Source organism: Nocardia sp. NPDC057272, from assembly GCF_042668615.1.
GTDB lineage: Bacteria > Actinomycetota > Actinomycetes > Mycobacteriales > Mycobacteriaceae > Nocardia.
In genome coordinates this window covers 85,348-99,561 of record NZ_JBHUYK010000014.1, presented here as the reverse complement: position 1 = coordinate 99,561, position 14,214 = coordinate 85,348, and the positions used below count along the sequence as shown (strand labels likewise).

The 14,214-nt window shown below is 67.4% G+C and carries 15 protein-coding genes; 14 read left to right on the top strand and 1 reads right to left on the bottom strand.

Annotated features, from left to right (window positions below; translation table 11 throughout):
* Positions 1-40 precede the first annotated feature (40 nt).
* The 9 genes from ACFULV_RS19910 to ACFULV_RS19870 all read left to right on the top strand — a co-directional run bounded on the left by ACFULV_RS19910 (position 41) and on the right by ACFULV_RS19870 (position 10,136).
* On the top strand, positions 41-1,891 hold the full coding sequence (locus ACFULV_RS19910; RefSeq protein WP_378658641.1) for a protein kinase: 1,851 nt from the start codon (positions 41-43) through the stop codon (positions 1,889-1,891).
* 53 nt (positions 1,892-1,944) lie between these two features.
* Entirely contained in the window at positions 1,945-2,919 is a 975-nt protein-coding gene (locus ACFULV_RS19905) for an NADPH:quinone oxidoreductase family protein (RefSeq protein ID WP_378634324.1), read from the top strand.
* 66 nt (positions 2,920-2,985) lie between these two features.
* On the top strand, positions 2,986-4,098 hold the full coding sequence (locus ACFULV_RS19900; RefSeq protein WP_378658638.1) for a winged helix DNA-binding domain-containing protein: 1,113 nt from the start codon (positions 2,986-2,988) through the stop codon (positions 4,096-4,098).
* 127 nt (positions 4,099-4,225) lie between these two features.
* Complete coding sequence (locus tag ACFULV_RS19895; RefSeq protein ID WP_378658636.1) at positions 4,226-5,539, top strand: amidohydrolase family protein; 1,314 nt, start codon at positions 4,226-4,228, stop codon at positions 5,537-5,539.
* Positions 5,540-5,651: 112 nt separating this feature from the next.
* A complete protein-coding gene (locus ACFULV_RS19890; RefSeq protein ID WP_378658633.1) occupies positions 5,652-6,437 on the top strand; it encodes an ABC transporter ATP-binding protein in 786 nt (261 codons plus the stop codon).
* A complete protein-coding gene (locus tag ACFULV_RS19885) occupies positions 6,437-7,279 on the top strand; it encodes an ABC transporter permease (protein WP_378634334.1) in 843 nt (280 codons plus the stop codon). The genes ACFULV_RS19890 and ACFULV_RS19885 overlap by 1 nt, the downstream gene beginning before the upstream one ends.
* 16 nt (positions 7,280-7,295) lie before the next feature.
* Complete coding sequence (locus tag ACFULV_RS19880) at positions 7,296-8,465, top strand: ABC transporter substrate-binding protein (RefSeq protein ID WP_378658631.1); 1,170 nt, start codon at positions 7,296-7,298, stop codon at positions 8,463-8,465.
* 10 nt (positions 8,466-8,475) lie between these two features.
* Entirely contained in the window at positions 8,476-9,468 is a 993-nt protein-coding gene (locus tag ACFULV_RS19875) for an isopenicillin N synthase family dioxygenase (protein ID WP_378658629.1), read from the top strand.
* Positions 9,469-9,497: 29 nt separating this feature from the next.
* Entirely contained in the window at positions 9,498-10,136 is a 639-nt protein-coding gene (locus tag ACFULV_RS19870; protein ID WP_378634342.1) for a GntR family transcriptional regulator, read from the top strand.
* Between the two features lie 34 nt (positions 10,137-10,170).
* On the opposite strand, the gene ACFULV_RS19865 is transcribed toward ACFULV_RS19870, so the two are convergent.
* Positions 10,171-10,686 carry an Lrp/AsnC ligand binding domain-containing protein gene (locus ACFULV_RS19865; RefSeq protein ID WP_364408533.1) on the bottom strand — a complete coding sequence of 172 codons (516 nt, stop codon included), beginning with the start codon at positions 10,684-10,686 and terminating at the stop codon, positions 10,171-10,173.
* 132 nt (positions 10,687-10,818) lie between these two features.
* Here ACFULV_RS19865 and hppD point away from each other — a divergent pair, with 132 nt between their 5' ends.
* From hppD to rpsG, 5 genes are all read left to right on the top strand, one after another.
* On the top strand, positions 10,819-11,961 hold the full coding sequence (hppD, locus tag ACFULV_RS19860) for a 4-hydroxyphenylpyruvate dioxygenase (protein WP_378634347.1): 1,143 nt from the start codon (positions 10,819-10,821) through the stop codon (positions 11,959-11,961).
* Between the two features lie 31 nt (positions 11,962-11,992).
* Positions 11,993-12,523, top strand: coding sequence for a DUF3558 domain-containing protein (locus ACFULV_RS19855; RefSeq protein ID WP_378658625.1), 531 nt, complete (start codon positions 11,993-11,995; stop codon positions 12,521-12,523).
* Positions 12,520-13,065 (top strand): DUF3558 domain-containing protein, encoded by a 546-nt coding sequence (locus ACFULV_RS19850; RefSeq protein WP_378634352.1) that lies wholly within the window; start codon positions 12,520-12,522, stop codon positions 13,063-13,065. The genes ACFULV_RS19855 and ACFULV_RS19850 overlap by 4 nt, the downstream gene beginning before the upstream one ends.
* Positions 13,066-13,337: 272 nt before the next feature.
* Positions 13,338-13,712: a 30S ribosomal protein S12 gene (rpsL, locus tag ACFULV_RS19845; RefSeq protein WP_056814220.1), complete on the top strand. Its 375-nt coding sequence runs from the start codon at positions 13,338-13,340 to the stop codon at positions 13,710-13,712.
* A gap of 1 nt (position 13,713) precedes the next feature.
* Positions 13,714-14,184, top strand: coding sequence for a 30S ribosomal protein S7 (gene rpsG / locus ACFULV_RS19840; RefSeq protein ID WP_056814216.1), 471 nt, complete (start codon positions 13,714-13,716; stop codon positions 14,182-14,184).
* Positions 14,185-14,214: the final 30 nt, after the last annotated feature.

The window sequence follows — 14,214 nt, the reverse complement described above, 5'->3', positions numbered from 1 at the left end:
CTACATGACAGACCTATCCGCGCCCAGGTAGCCTGCTGTAATGGCCGGCGGAGCGATGGCGGGCTCGATGTTCGGGCGCTATGAAATTCGCAGACTTCTCGGAGTCGGCGGTATGGGGGAGGTCTACGAGGCCTACGACACCTCCAAGAATCGTGTTGTCGCCCTCAAGATGCTCAACCGTGAACTCGCCGGTGATCCCACCTTCGTGCAGCGCTTCCGCCGTGAATCGCAGGCCATGGCGAGCGTGCAGGAGCCCCACGTCATCCCGGTGCACGACTGGGGCGAGGTCGACGGCGTTCTCTACATCGACATGCGCCTGGTCAAGGGCGTCGATCTCAAGGAGCGCTTGCAGCAGCACGGCAGGCTCACGCCGGTCGAGGCGGTGCAGGTGGTCGAGCAGATCGCGTTCGCGCTCGACGCCGCCCACGAGGTCGGCCTGGTCCATCGCGACGTGAAACCGGGCAACATCCTGCTCACCGGCAACCTGTTCGCCTACCTGGTCGACTTCGGCATCGCCCACACCGCCACCGACCCGCAGCTCACCAGCGCGGGCAGCGCGGTCGGCTCGATGGCGTACATGGCGCCGGAGCGGTTCGAGAGTGTGCCGATGTCGCCGTCGGTGGACACCTACGCGCTCACCTGTGTTCTCTACGAATGCCTGGTGGGCCGGGTGCCGTACCCGGTGAACAGCCTCGCGGGCGCGATCGGCTCGCATCAGATGGCGCCCGCCCCGCGCCCCAGCGCCGCCGACGCCACGCTGAGTACCTTCGACCCGGTCGTCGAACGGGGCATGGCCAAGCGCCCCGACCAGCGCTACGCGACCCCCGTCGACCTGGCCAGGGCCGCCAGAGCGGCGCTGATCCAAGCCGAACGCTCTACTCCCGCAACGGTATCCGGGCCCCGGATCGAGATCACCGGCCCGCAGACACCGCCGAGCCGGTCCGGCGATCTCGCTTCCCCGCCGACAACCCGCGGCTCTGCCGTCGTCTCGGCCGACTCGCAAGCCCCGCCGACCCGCGACTCCGTGGCCCTTTCGCCCCCCACCCGGGATTCCGCGGCGCTGTCGCGTGACTCGCCGTCGCGCCCGACGATCCACGGCGCGGCAGCCTATTCCGCCGAACCGTATTCGCCGCGTCGTGTGACCGGCCCGCAATCCGCCGGCCCGCAATCCGCCGGACCGCAGCCGACGCGCCGGGTGACCGGACCCCAACCCACAGGTGCGTACCGGGCAGCGGGGCACGAGCCCACGGTCCTGCGCGCCGCACCCGGGGTGACCGGTCCCGGCCAGGGGAGTGGCTACACCCATCCGTCGGCACCGCTACCGATTCCCCCGCAACGTAGTTCGGCCACCCCGGTGCTGGCCGGTGCGCTGGGTTCGCTGATCGTGTTGGCGGCGGTCGGGATCGGGGTGTGGTTCATGATGACCGTCGACGACCGCCGCGATGTGGCCGTGCCGCCGCTGCCGTCCGGCGTCGTCGATCCCTCGGTGATCGAGACCGTCAGCCAGACGGTCCCCACCACGGAACAATCGCCGATCACGACCACCGTCCCCCCGCTGCAATCGAGTGTCTCCGGCGCCGACGGCCAAGGTTTCCTGACCGCGGGCCCGCGGTGCAACGACAACGACGCCGCGATGTCCATCGCCCGCACCACCAGATCGCGTGTCGTCATCTGTCACACCGGTGACCAGCGGTATTACTACAAGGGTGTACGCGCCAGCGACGGCGCCGGCATCGAACTCGATGATCCGGTACCGAACGGCGGTGGCGCGTACACCGTCACCAACCCGACCGACGGCACGCAGTACCAGCTCGACTCCTCCGGTCTGACGATCATCAAGGCCGGTTCGGTGCTCGCCAGCGAGCCGGTCACCGAGTTCGCCCATCGCTGATCCCACCGGCGGGTTATGTTCGCGGGTGAATGTCATCAAGAGAGGTGTCGGAAATGCGCGCAGCCCAGGTCGGCAAGTTGGACGGACCGTCGGCGATCGAGATCGTCGATCTGCCCGAGCCGGTGGCCTATCCGGGCGGTGTGCTGATCGACGTGCACGCCGCGGGCATCGCCTTCCCCGACGTGCTGATGACGCGCGGTCTCTACCAGATGAAGCCGGGCCTGCCGTTCGTCGTCGGCGGCGAGGTGGCCGGTGTCGTGCGCGAGGCTCCGGAGGGTTCGTCGCTGCGCCCCGGTGACCGGGTGGCCGCGCTGACCATGCTCGGCAACGGCGTCGCCGAGGTGGCGGTCTCGCCGGAACACGCGGTGTTCGCCCTGCCGGACAACGTCTCTCTCGAAGCCGGCGCGGGCGTGCTGTTCAACGACCTCACCGTCCACTTCTGCCTGACCAAGCGCGGCAGGATGGCCGAGGGCGAGACGGTGCTGGTACACGGCGCGGCAGGCGGAATCGGCACCTCCACGCTGCGCATGGCCAGGGCGCTCGGCGCGGGCCGGGTGATCGCGGTGGTCAGCACCGATTCCAAAGCCCAGGTGGCCAAGGCCAATGGCGCCACCGATGTGGTGCTGACCGAAGGCTGGCTCGCCGCGGTGAAGGACCTGACGGACGGTCGTGGCGTCGACATCGTCCTCGACCCGGTCGGCGGCGACCGCTTCACCGACAGCGTCCGTTCCCTGGCGGGCGGCGGCCGCCTGCTGGTCGTCGGTTTCACGGCGGGGGAGATCCCGACGGTGAAGGTGAACCGCCTGCTGCTCAAGAACGTCGAGGTCGTCGGCGCGGCCTGGGGCGAATGGGTGATGAGCCACCCCACCTACCTCGCCGAGCAGTGGGCCGAGATCGCCCCGCTGCTGGCATCCGGCGCGATTCCGGCTCCCGACCCGGTGCTGTACCCGCTGGAGCGCACCGCCGAAGCCGTTGCGGCACTGGACAACCGGACCGCCACCGGCAAGGTGGTCGTGCGGCTGCGCTGACCGCGCCGACTGTCACAGGTCGGCGGTAATGTCGGTGGGTCATCGCGGGTCGACGAAGGAAACCGAATGCAGCTGTCGAACAGAACGCTCAACCGGACGTTGCTGGCCCGGCAGCATCTGCTGGAGCGCTCGACGCTGACCACCGACCAGATGTGCGAGCACCTGGTCGGCTTGCAGGCCCAGGACGTACCGCCGCCGTTCATCGGCTTGTGGAGTCGGATAGCCGATTTCGATCCGGCGACGGTATCGAAGGGCCTCGATGATCGGTCGCTCGTGCGGATCACCCTGATGCGCGGCACGATTCATCTCGTCACACCGCTCGACGCGTTGCGGATCGCGCCGCACATTCAGCCCGAGCTCGAGAAAGCCCCGTTCCGTAAGGGTTTCAACTACGGCGCGATGGTCGGCCTCGACCCCGACGAGGTGCGCGTGCACGGGGAGGCGGCGCTCGGCGACGAACCGATGTCGGCGGCGGATCTGCGCGCCGAGGCCACCCGCCGCTTCCCCGACCGCGATGCCGGTGCGGTCGTGCAGACCTGGCTGTACCAGCTTCCCGTGCTGCAGACCCCGCCGCGCGGCCGCTGGGGCGACAACAGCCGCCCGGTGTGGTCGCGCGTGCAGCCCTGGCTCGGCGCACCACTCGACCCCGGCTACCCGGTGTCGGAACTGATCCTGCGGTACCTGCGCGCCTTCGGTCCCGCGAGCACGATGGACATGCAGGCGTGGTCACGCCTGCCCGCCATGAAGAAGGCCGTCGCCGAACTGGGCGACCGGGTGCGCACCTACACCGACGCCCGCGGTCGCACCCTCTACGACGCGGCCGACCTCGAACTCGCCGATCCCGACCTGCCCGCGCCGGTCCGGCTGCTCGGCTGGTACGACAACGCGCTGCTGTCGCACCAGGACCGCGCGCGGATCACCGGCCACGACAACCCGCCGACCCTGCGCGCCTTCGCCACCAATGTCTCGCCGATCCTGATCGACGGTTTCGCGGCCGGGGTGTACAAGATCTTCGTCAAGTCCGGTACCGCTCGTCTGCGGATCAGTCCCGCCCGCCCGTGGACGAAAACCGAAGCGGCGCAGGTGGAAGCGGAAGCGGGTGCCTTGCTCGCCTTCCTCGAGGCCGAATCCGAACCCGTCGTCGAGATCCTCGAGCCCGGCGCCGACCTTCGCCCGTGACATCGCTTTAACGTCGGGGCAACAACGGCTTCCTAGGGTCGGTCCCACGTCGTTCATGGCTGCAACGGATGACGCGCTCCGCTGAAAACGGCGAGCTGTCCAGCCGCATCCCGAAAGAGGTGCGCGCATGGATTCTGCCGCTTCCGTCGTCATCACCGATGTCACCGCCTACACCGAAACAGGCTGGACACCGGCCGAAATCGTGGTGCGCGACGGCATCGTCGTCGCCCTGTGGGCCGGTCCCGAGCACGCCGATCTGCCCCGTTCGGACGGTGGCGGTGGCTACCTGCTCCCCGGCTTCGTCAACACCCACACCCACCTCCAGCAGGCTGTCCTGCGTGGGGTCGGCGAGGGCCTGCCACTGCTGGAATGGCTGCGCTGTGTCGGCGAACACACCGTGGCCGCCACCCCGGAACGGACCTACCTGTCGGCGCTGGCCGGCGGTCTGGAACTGCTGCGCAGCGGCGTCACCACGGTCGTCGAACACCTGTGGCCCAACCCGTCCGACGAGGTCCACCAGGCGATGCTCCGCGCCTTGCGGGAACTGGGCATCCGCGTGGTCTTCGGTCGCGGCATCGCCGACCGGGCCGACATCACCCGCAAATGGGGCCTCGACCCGCGCCTGCTGCAACCACTCGACGAGGCGCTCGCCCACGTCGACGAACTCGACAAGCAACTGCTCGGCACCCGCATCACCACCGCGCTGGCCGTCCCCAACCCGCGCTGTCTCACCCCCGACGGCATGGCGGCCGCTCGCGAGTACGCGCAGTCCACCGGCAAGACGGTGTCGATACATGTTCTCGAGACCACCACCGACGACGACATGTGCCGATTGCACGCAGGCGCAGGCGCCGTCGACTATCTCGACGCGAGCGGTTTCCTGTGGGATCGCACATTGGCCGTGCACTGCGTCAACCTCGACGACCACGGCCGCGAGGTCTTCGCCGAGCGCGGCGTCGCGGTCTCCTACAACCCGGTCTCGAACATGCGCCTCGGCAGTGGCGTCGCCCCCGTTCCGGCAATGCTCGAAGCAGGCATCGATGTCACCCTCGGCGTCGACGGCGCCGCCAGCAACGACACCCAGGACATGCTGCTGGCCCTGCGCATCGGCGCATACCTGCAGCGTGCGGCCCACAAGAAGGCCGATCTGCTCGGTGTCGAACAGATGCTGCACATGGCGACCGGCGCGGCAGGACGAGTGCTCGGCCGCCCCGCGCACGCCGGCATCGCGATCGGTGACCGCGCCGACCTCACCCTGGTGCGATTCGACCGCGACTTCGCCTGCCTGCCGGTTCTCGACCCCGGTGCCACCCTGCTCACCGCCGCGTCACCGCGCGTGATCGACACCGTGTGGGTCGACGGCGAGGCCGTGATCCGCGACGGCCTCAGCACCCGCGTCGATCATCAGGATCTCGCGCGACGTCTGATCCGCATGCGATGACTGTTAATCCATCGGAAACGAACGACACATTGCATGTAATTCAGCTAGATCAAACTGAATCCACCTCAAGGTTGCACGCAAAACCGATATACCGCAGGAGAAGGTGATCACGGTGACGCTCTACGACACGGTGAACGACGCCGACGCGAGGACGCTGCTGTCCGGCATGGAGGTTTCCTTCGCCGGTGTGAGCAAGCGCTTCGGTGGCGAAGGCGGCACACTCGCCCTGACCGATGTCGACCTCGACATCCGCGAAGGCGAATTCGTCGCGGTGGTCGGCCCGTCCGGCTGCGGTAAGTCGACGCTGCTGCGCCTGGCGGCCGGTCTCGAGCCGGTGAGCTCGGGAGCCGTTGCGGTGCGCACGAATTCGATCGGCTTCATCTTCCAGGAAGCCACGCTGCTGCCGTGGCGCAAGGTTCGCCGCAATGTCGAACTCTCGGCCGAACTGGCCGGGGTCGATCGCAAGACGCGCCGCGACCGGGTCGAGCGGGCGATCGAAGCTGTCGGCCTGGCCGACTTCGCGAACAAGCTGCCCAGCCAGCTCTCCGGCGGCATGCGCATGCGCGTCTCGCTGGCCAGGGCGCTGTCGCTGGAACCGCGCCTGATGCTCCTGGACGAACCGTTCGGCGCGCTCGACGAGATGACCAGGCTGAACATGCAGGAGGAGCTGCTTCGCCTCTACCGCGACAACGCCTTCACCGCCCTGTTCATCACCCACTCGGTCTCCGAGGCCGTATTCCTCGCCTCGCGGGTGGTGGTGATGTCGGCCAGGCCGGGCCGCATCCACGAGGTGATCGACGTCGACCTGCCCTACCCGCGGGAACGCGAACTCCGCTTCGAACCCGCGTTCACCCAACTCGTCTCGCGCATCTCGCGCTCGTTGAAAGAGGCTGCCTGATGGTGAGTGTCGCGGCCCGTGTTCCCGCCGCCACGAAGATGCAGCTGCCCACCGCGCACCTGCGCAAATTCGGCAGTTCGCTGGTAGCGCCGATTGTTTCGATCACCTTGGCGCTGGCCGCCTGGTACGCGGTATCGATGCTGATCCTCAGCGAGGGCCGTCGTTTCCTGCTGCCACCGCCGCACGTGGTGTTCCGTGAATCGCTGGCCGATCCGAAGAAGCTCGAGGTGATGCTCGAGGCGCTGGCCGTCACCGCCAGGGTCGCGATCACCGGCCTGCTGATCTCGGCGGTGCTGGGGGTGGCGATCGCGGTCCTGATGAGTCAGGCCAAACCGATCGAGAACGTGGTCTACCCGTACGCGGTTGTCCTCCAAGCGATCCCGGTGCTGGCAGTGGTCCCGCTCATCGGCTTGTGGCTGGGCTACGGCTTCGCCGCCCGCACCACCGTGTGCGTGCTGATCGCGATCCATCCGATCATCGCGATGACCCTGTTCGGTATCAAATCCGTCGACGGCAATCTCCAAGAGCTGTTCACCCTCGGCCGAGCGGGCCGTCTGCGCCGCCTCTGGTCGCTGCAACTGCCTGCCGCGCTGCCCTCGACACTGACCGGATTGCGTACCGCCGCAGGACTTTCTGTTACCGGCGCCATCATCGGCGACATGTTCTTCGCGCAGGGCAAACCCGGCATCGGCACCCTGCTCGACACCTACCGCGCCCGCTTGCAATCCGAGGATCTGATCGGTGCGCTGCTGCTGGCCGCCCTGTTCGGCGTGCTCGTGTTCACCGTGTTCACGGTCATCCAGAAGGTCAGCGTCGGCCGCTGGCACAACTCCGCCCAATAGCTCGACAGGACTCCCCATGAAGACACCTCCCTTGCGCCGCCTCGGTTTCGCCGCGCTGGCCGTGCTGCTGGCGGGCACCGCGTCCGCCTGTTCCGACGACACCACCGCCGCCCCCGCTGTCGCGCTCGAACCCGCGCCTGCCGAACAACAACTCGCCGGCGCCTGCCCCGCCACCGTGGTCGTTCAGCTCCAGTGGGCACCGGAAACCGACTCCGGCCCCATCTTCGGTCTGCTCGGGCCCGGCTACACGGTCGACGCCGACAACAACAAGATCACCGGCCCGCTCGTCGCCGACGGCAAGGACACCGGCGTGAAGCTGGAGATCCGGGCGGGCGGCCCGGCCATCGGCTTCCAGACCGTGCCGTCGCAGATGTACGTCGACCAGAGCATCACCCTCGGTCTCGCGCACTCCGAGCACGCCATCGCCGCCGCGGGTCAGCAGCCGATCGTCGCCGTCACCACGCTGCTGCGCAACAGCCCCCAGATGCTGATGTGGGACCCGAAGACCAACCCGGACTGGAAGGGCATCACCGATATCGGCAAGTCCGGCAAACCGGTGGTGGTCTCCAAGGGCCAGCTGTACCCGGACTGGCTGGTCGCGCGCGGGCTGGTGAAGAAGGAGCAGGTCGACGCCTCCTACGACAACTCGCCCTCGCGCTTCGTCACCGATCCGTCCTTCGCTCAGCAGGGCTTCGCCAATGCCGAACCCTTCACCTACGAGCACGAGGTGCGGGCCTGGAACAAGCCGGTCGGCTACCAGCTGCTCAAGGATGTCGGCTACGAGGGATATGCCCGCACCGTCAACGTGCGCGCCGACAAGCTCGCCGCGCTGCGTCCGTGTCTGCGGAAGCTGGTGCCGATGATCCAGCAGGCCACGGCCTCCTTCAAGGCCGATCCCAGCCACGTCAACGACGTCGTCGTCGATGTGGTCGAGCAGAACCCCAAGCTCAATCCCTACAGCGCCGAACTGGCCGAATTCGGGTCGAAGGCACTCATCGACGGCGGCCTGATCGGCAACGACACCGACGGCGTGCTCGGCAGTTTCGACGAGGCCCGCGTCCAGCGCATCATCGACGAATTCGGCCCCATCCTGCGAGCGGGCGGCGCGAACGTGCCGAACGGCCTGACCGCGAAGGACCTGGTCACCAAGGAATTCCTCGACCCCGCCATTTCCGTCACCGGCTAAGGAGACACCCATGACCACCAGCTACGACCTGTCCGAAGTCTCGCGCGAGAAGCAGATGGGTGGTCTCGGCAAGGAGACCACCGACCGCGAGATCCGCGTCATCGACCTCACCGACTTCGACAACCGTCGCGCCGAGATCACCGAGGAACTGTGGGCCGCCGCCACCGAGATCGGTTTCTTCCAGCTCTCCGGCCACGGCATCCCGCAGGACCTGATCGACGAAATGTTCGGCACCACAGCCGATTTCTTCGCCCTCCCCGAGCAGATCAAGGGGCAGTACCCCCTGGTCAAGCAGAACAACGCGGGCTGGGAGAGCCTGAGTCAGGTGCGCCCGTCCATCGGCGTGCCCGATCAGAAGGAGTCGTATCAGATCACCCGGCCGCACATGGACGAGTTGTGGCCCAGTGAGGCCGAGCTGGCCGGATTCCGTTCCCGGGTCCTCGATTTCGAGAGCCGGGCCTGGGAAGTGGCGATGCGGGTGCTGTCCTGCTTCGCCGACCGCCTGGGCTTCGAACGCGAACACTTCACCGCCGCACACGATCCCGGCTCCGAGAGCTACCAGAGTGCCCTGCGGCTGCTGCACTACTTCGCTGTTCCCGAGGAGCTGCGCGGTGTCCCCGGACGGTGGCGGGCCGGCGCGCACACCGACTTCGACTGCCTCACACTGCTTTTCCAGCGGGACGGACAGGGCGGACTCCAGGTGTGTCCCGGCAAGGAGATGGAAGAGCAGGAGTGGACTTCCATCACTCCTTCGTCGAGCCTGATCACCTGCAATATCGGTGACATGCTCACCCGCTGGAGCGACGACCTGCTGCCGTCGAACTTCCACCGCGTGCGCAGCCCCGGCGAGGGCGAATACCAGGGTGAGCGCTACAGCATCGCCTACTTCGCCCAGGCCGACCGCGATGCCGTCATCCAGGGGCCCGCGGGCAAGTACCCGCCCGTCACCGCGGCCGACTTCCTGACTCAGCGGGTACAGGCGAACTACCGCCCCCAGGGATAATCACCGCAACCAACGGAAAGGGCACTGCGATGACCGAAGCCTCGCTGCTCGGCCAGTCTGTCCATCGACGGATCCGGCAGATGGTCCTCTCCGGCGAGCTGACCTCGGGCCAGTCGCTCAGCGTGCCCGCGCTGGCGACCGAGCTCGGGGTCAGTCGCAGCCCCGTCCGCGAGGCGGTGCAGCAGCTGATCTACGAGGGTCTCGCCGTCAGCGCGCCGCACGCCGGGGCGAAGGTGGCCGCCGTCGACGACGACCGCATCCGCGATGTCCTGGCGGTCCGCGCCGCCCTCGACGGCCTCGCCGCCGCCGCGGCCGCCACCCGGCTCACCGAGGCCGATCTCGACAAGCTCAGCGGCATCATCACCGCCCAGCAAGCGCATCTGGACGACCCGGCCGACCCCGCTCGCGACGCCCAGCTCGACCTGGAATTCCACACCTTCATCCGCGACGCCTCCGGCAACGCGTGCGTCGTCGACGAACTGGCCCGCCTGGAAGCCCAGGCCCACCTCTACCGGGGCGACCTGTGGTGCTCGGCCCGCAACCGCCGCGTCGCCCTGCGCGAGCACCGCCGCATTGTCGAAGCCCTCGAATCCGGCCACCCCGAGTCCGCCCGCGCGGCCGCCGAGGCGCACGTGCAGGGTCTGCTCACCCGCCTCGCCAGGCAATAGCGGCTCCGCCCGAGTCGGCTCCCGGCAGTAACCGTCAGCGATGATCGCGGTACGCGGGGGCCTTCGCGGTCCCCGCCGGGGTCAAGGTGTGCAGCAGCGGCATGGTCCGATGCGCGACCACCGTCGACAACACGATCACACTGTGCGACCGCACCACCGAGCCCGTCCGATCGATGCTCAGCAACACCGCCTGCAAACCGGCATGGGAATCGGCCCCGATCCGGCACAGCACGTCACCGGAGCCGGTCGTCGCGTACGCCTCGAGCACTCCCGGAATCGCCGCCAGCTCCGCGCTCACGGTATCCAGCGCGCCCTGCGCGATCTCCAGGGTCACGAACGCCTGCACATCGAAACCCGCTGCGGTGACATCGATCTGCGGATCGTAGGACGCGATCACCCCGGATTCCTCCATCCGGTTGATCCGCGCCTGCACCGTCGCCCGCGCGACCTTCGTCCGCCGCGACAGTTCGAGAATTCCGGCCTTCTGGAACTCGTGCATCGCGGTGAGGATCGCCAGGTCGAGTTCGTCCAATTTCGCGGGGGTGCGCATGCGAAGACCTCCATGTCCGGTTGCTATTCAAATTGTCCACCATTTGCGGGCATCTGGTGGCTTCTCGAGCCAGCCTGCTCAGACAAAGATGGAGTAGTTGCTCACCTGCGGCCCGGCGCGATTTCCTAGGTCATGACCATTGAGCAGCAGCTCGTCGGGCTGATCGAGCACGACGACAGTGTGGATCCGTTTCCGGTGATCGGGTGGGACGCCCTCGTCTGGGTCGTCGGCAACGCAACCCAGAGCGCCCACTTCCTGCAATCCGCGTTCGGCATGCGGCTGGAGGCGTACTCGGGCCCCGAGACCGGCAATCGCGACCACAAGTCGTTCGTGCTGCGCAGCGGGGGAGCGCGGTTCGTGATCACCGGCGCGGTCGACCCCGACAGCCCGCTCGTCGCCCACCACGACCGCCACGGTGACGGCGTCGTCGACATCGCGCTCGAGGTCCCCGACGTGGACCGCTGCATCGCCTGGGCTCGCGATCACGGCGCGACCGTCCTCACCGAACCGCACGACGAGACCGACGAATTCGGCACTGTGCGCTCGGCCGCGCTGGCCACCTACGGCGACACCAGGCACACCCTGATCGACCGCTCCGGCTACGCGGGCCCCTATCTCCCCGGCTATATCGCGCGCACCTCCACCCGCGAGCCGGGTAAGCGCGTATTCCAGGCCATCGACCACGTGGTCGGCAATGTCGAGTTCGGCATGATGGACCGCTGGGTCGACTTCTACCGCGACGTCATGGGATTCACGAACATGGCCGAATTCGTCGGCGACGACATCGCCACCGAGTACTCCGCACTGATGAGCAAGGTCGTCGCCAACGGCAATCACCGGGTGAAGTTCCCGCTCAACGAACCGGCGGTGGGCCGCAAGCGTTCTCAGATCGACGAGTATCTCGAGTTCTATCGCGGCCCCGGCGTCCAGCACATCGCACTGGCCACCGGCGACATCCTCGAAACCGTCGACGCCCTGCGCGCCGAGGGCGTCGAATTCCTCGCGACACCCGACACCTACTACGAGGACCCCGAACTGCGCGCTCGCATCGGCGCCGTGCGCGTTCCGGTCGACGAGCTCCAGCGCCGCGGCATCCTGGTCGACCGCGACGAAGACGGCTACCTCCTGCAGATCTTCACCCGCCCGCTCACCGATCGCCCCACCGTCTTCTTCGAGCTCATCGAGCGACACGGCTCACTCGGTTTCGGAAAAGGCAACTTCAAGGCTCTTTTTCAGGCCATCGAACGCGAACAGGAGGCTCGCGGCAATCTGTGACCGGGTCCGCGGACCTACTACAGTTCATGCCATGCGGATCCCCTCGGCGATCATCACCGGCATGACCTTGGTCGTCATGCTGACGTCGTGCGGATCGGGGGGCGACTCCGATACGCCGACAGGGCCCAACCGTCCACCACCGAAGGTCGCCTCACTGGGCCCCTTCGTCGGCGAGTGCGGTCATGTCACCGACGACGAAGTGCGCACTCTCGCCGGTCTCGGCCAGATCGCGCGGGTCTACAAGAACGCGACCGGCTGCAATTGGCAATCTGCCGGATTATCTTCGCCCAGCGTCACTTTCGCCTCGTACCGTGGCAGTCCGATCGAACGTGAGAAGGCGTGGGTGTCCAACGTGGGCCGTGCGCCGGAGACCATCGACGTGGGTGGGCATACCGGCTTCATGGCGCTCGACCCGCAGAGCGGCACAGTCTGTGACCTCGCCGTGCAACTCGACGACGACTTCTTCGAGTGGTCGATGTCCACCGGCCTGTTCGCCACCGGCGGCAACCCGTGCGACCGGACCAGGAAACTGGCCGAGCTGACCGTGGGACGGCTGCGGTGAGCGCGGGCAAGGTCGCCGCCGCGGCGCTGATGCTCACCCTCGCGCTGGCGGGCTGCGGCCAGAAGATCGAGGGCAGTGCCCAGCCGCTGGGGAAGGGTGGCGGCGGTGAGACGATCAACACCGACTTCGACAAGCTGCTGCGCGAGTGCGAGGTGGTGGCCGCGGACAAGATCGGCGAGATCATCGGCAACGCCAAGAGCGTGAGCGCCTCGTTCAGCGGTGCCGTGTGCATGTGGGACATCGAGGACGCACCCGGTGGTGGCGCCATGGCCAGCCTCAACTGGTACGAGATGGGTACGCTGAACAACGAGAAGACCACCAACGACAAGTTGGGCTACACCTCCGGCGACATCACCGTGCAGGGCCGCAGGGCGTTGCAGGTGCGCAGACCGGGCGACAACGACTCCTGCGGCGTCACCGCACCGGCCGCCGATGTCGGCGTCGTCGGGTGGTGGATCAACTACCGGCCCGGCTCGGCGCACCCCGATCCGTGCGCGGCCGCCCAGAAATTGGTCGAGCTGACCCTGGATCTCGCCCGGTAGAAGGCTTGACGCGGCCCCCCGCTTTGACCCCGAATCGGGCACGCGGGTATCGTGGATCCCTGTGCCCGGATTACTGCGGGCAAGTTCGTGTGTGAACGTAGGCCAGCGAAAGCGGCCGATACGTTCCAGCGTGCCTTGAAAAGGGCACTGAGCGCCTCAGCGACACGCCCGACCACGGGTTAACGGAAACGTGGTCTGACGTGCGGGTGAAAGCTCGATGAACTGCAAGACACTGCACACCAAGCGCAATTACCAATAAGGAAAGCCGGTCTATGCCAACCATCAACCAGCTGGTCCGCAAGGGTCGCCGCGACAAGGTCACCAAGACCAAGACTGCGGCCCTGAAGGGGAGCCCGCAGCGTCGTGGCGTGTGCACTCGCGTGTACACCACCACCCCCAAGAAGCCGAACTCCGCGCTCCGTAAGGTCGCGCGTGTTCGCCTGACCAGCGCGATCGAGGTCACGGCGTACATCCCCGGTGAAGGCCACAACCTGCAGGAGCACTCCATGGTGCTCGTTCGCGGCGGTCGTGTGAAGGACCTCCCGGGTGTCCGTTACAAGATCATCCGTGGATCGCTCGACACCCAGGGCGTGAAGAACCGCAAGCAGGCGCGCAGCCGCTACGGCGCCAAGAAGGAGAAGAGCTGATATGCCACGCAAGGGCCCCGCACCCAAGCGTCCGCTGATCAACGACCCGGTCTACGGGTCCCCGCTGGTCACTCAGCTGGTCAACAAGATCCTGATGGACGGCAAGAAGTCCACCGCCGAGCGCATCGTCTACGGTGCCCTCGAGCAGGCGCGTGAGAAGACCGGCACCGATCCGGTCGTCACCCTCAAGCGCGCGCTGGACAACGTCAAGCCCGCCCTCGAGGTGAAGCCCCGCCGTGTCGGTGGCGCCACCTACCAGGTGCCGGTCGAGGTCCGTCCGGGCCGCGCCAACACCCTGGCGCTGCGCTGGCTGGTCAGCTACTCCCGCGCCCGTCGCGAGAAGACCATGGTCGAGCGTCTCGCCAACGAGCTCCTCGATGCCAGCAACGGCCTCGGTGCCGCCGTGAAGCGTCGCGAGGACACCCACAAGATGGCCGAGTCGAACCGGGCCTTCGCGCACTACCGCTGGTGATAGCCCGGCCCGTCACTTAAAAGGGAGAAT

What these genes read in the sequence shown, in the direction of transcription:
- ACFULV_RS19910 (WP_378658641.1), top strand. Translation starts at nt 41, where the DNA reads ATGGCCGGCGGAGCGATGGCGGGCTCGATGTTCGGGCGCTATGAAATT.
- ACFULV_RS19905 (WP_378634324.1), top strand. Translation starts at nt 1,945, where the DNA reads ATGCGCGCAGCCCAGGTCGGCAAGTTGGACGGACCGTCGGCGATCGAG.
- ACFULV_RS19900 (WP_378658638.1), top strand. Translation starts at nt 2,986, where the DNA reads ATGCAGCTGTCGAACAGAACGCTCAACCGGACGTTGCTGGCCCGGCAG.
- ACFULV_RS19895 (WP_378658636.1), top strand. Translation starts at nt 4,226, where the DNA reads ATGGATTCTGCCGCTTCCGTCGTCATCACCGATGTCACCGCCTACACC.
- ACFULV_RS19885 (WP_378634334.1), top strand. Translation starts at nt 6,437, where the DNA reads ATGGTGAGTGTCGCGGCCCGTGTTCCCGCCGCCACGAAGATGCAGCTG.
- ACFULV_RS19880 (WP_378658631.1), top strand. Translation starts at nt 7,296, where the DNA reads ATGAAGACACCTCCCTTGCGCCGCCTCGGTTTCGCCGCGCTGGCCGTG.
- ACFULV_RS19875 (WP_378658629.1), top strand. Translation starts at nt 8,476, where the DNA reads ATGACCACCAGCTACGACCTGTCCGAAGTCTCGCGCGAGAAGCAGATG.
- ACFULV_RS19870 (WP_378634342.1), top strand. Translation starts at nt 9,498, where the DNA reads ATGACCGAAGCCTCGCTGCTCGGCCAGTCTGTCCATCGACGGATCCGG.
- ACFULV_RS19865 (WP_364408533.1), bottom strand. Translation starts at nt 10,686, where the DNA reads ATGCGCACCCCCGCGAAATTGGACGAACTCGACCTGGCGATCCTCACC.
- hppD (WP_378634347.1), top strand. Translation starts at nt 10,819, where the DNA reads ATGACCATTGAGCAGCAGCTCGTCGGGCTGATCGAGCACGACGACAGT.
- ACFULV_RS19855 (WP_378658625.1), top strand. Translation starts at nt 11,993, where the DNA reads ATGCGGATCCCCTCGGCGATCATCACCGGCATGACCTTGGTCGTCATG.
- rpsL (WP_056814220.1), top strand. Translation starts at nt 13,338, where the DNA reads ATGCCAACCATCAACCAGCTGGTCCGCAAGGGTCGCCGCGACAAGGTC.
- rpsG (WP_056814216.1), top strand. Translation starts at nt 13,714, where the DNA reads ATGCCACGCAAGGGCCCCGCACCCAAGCGTCCGCTGATCAACGACCCG.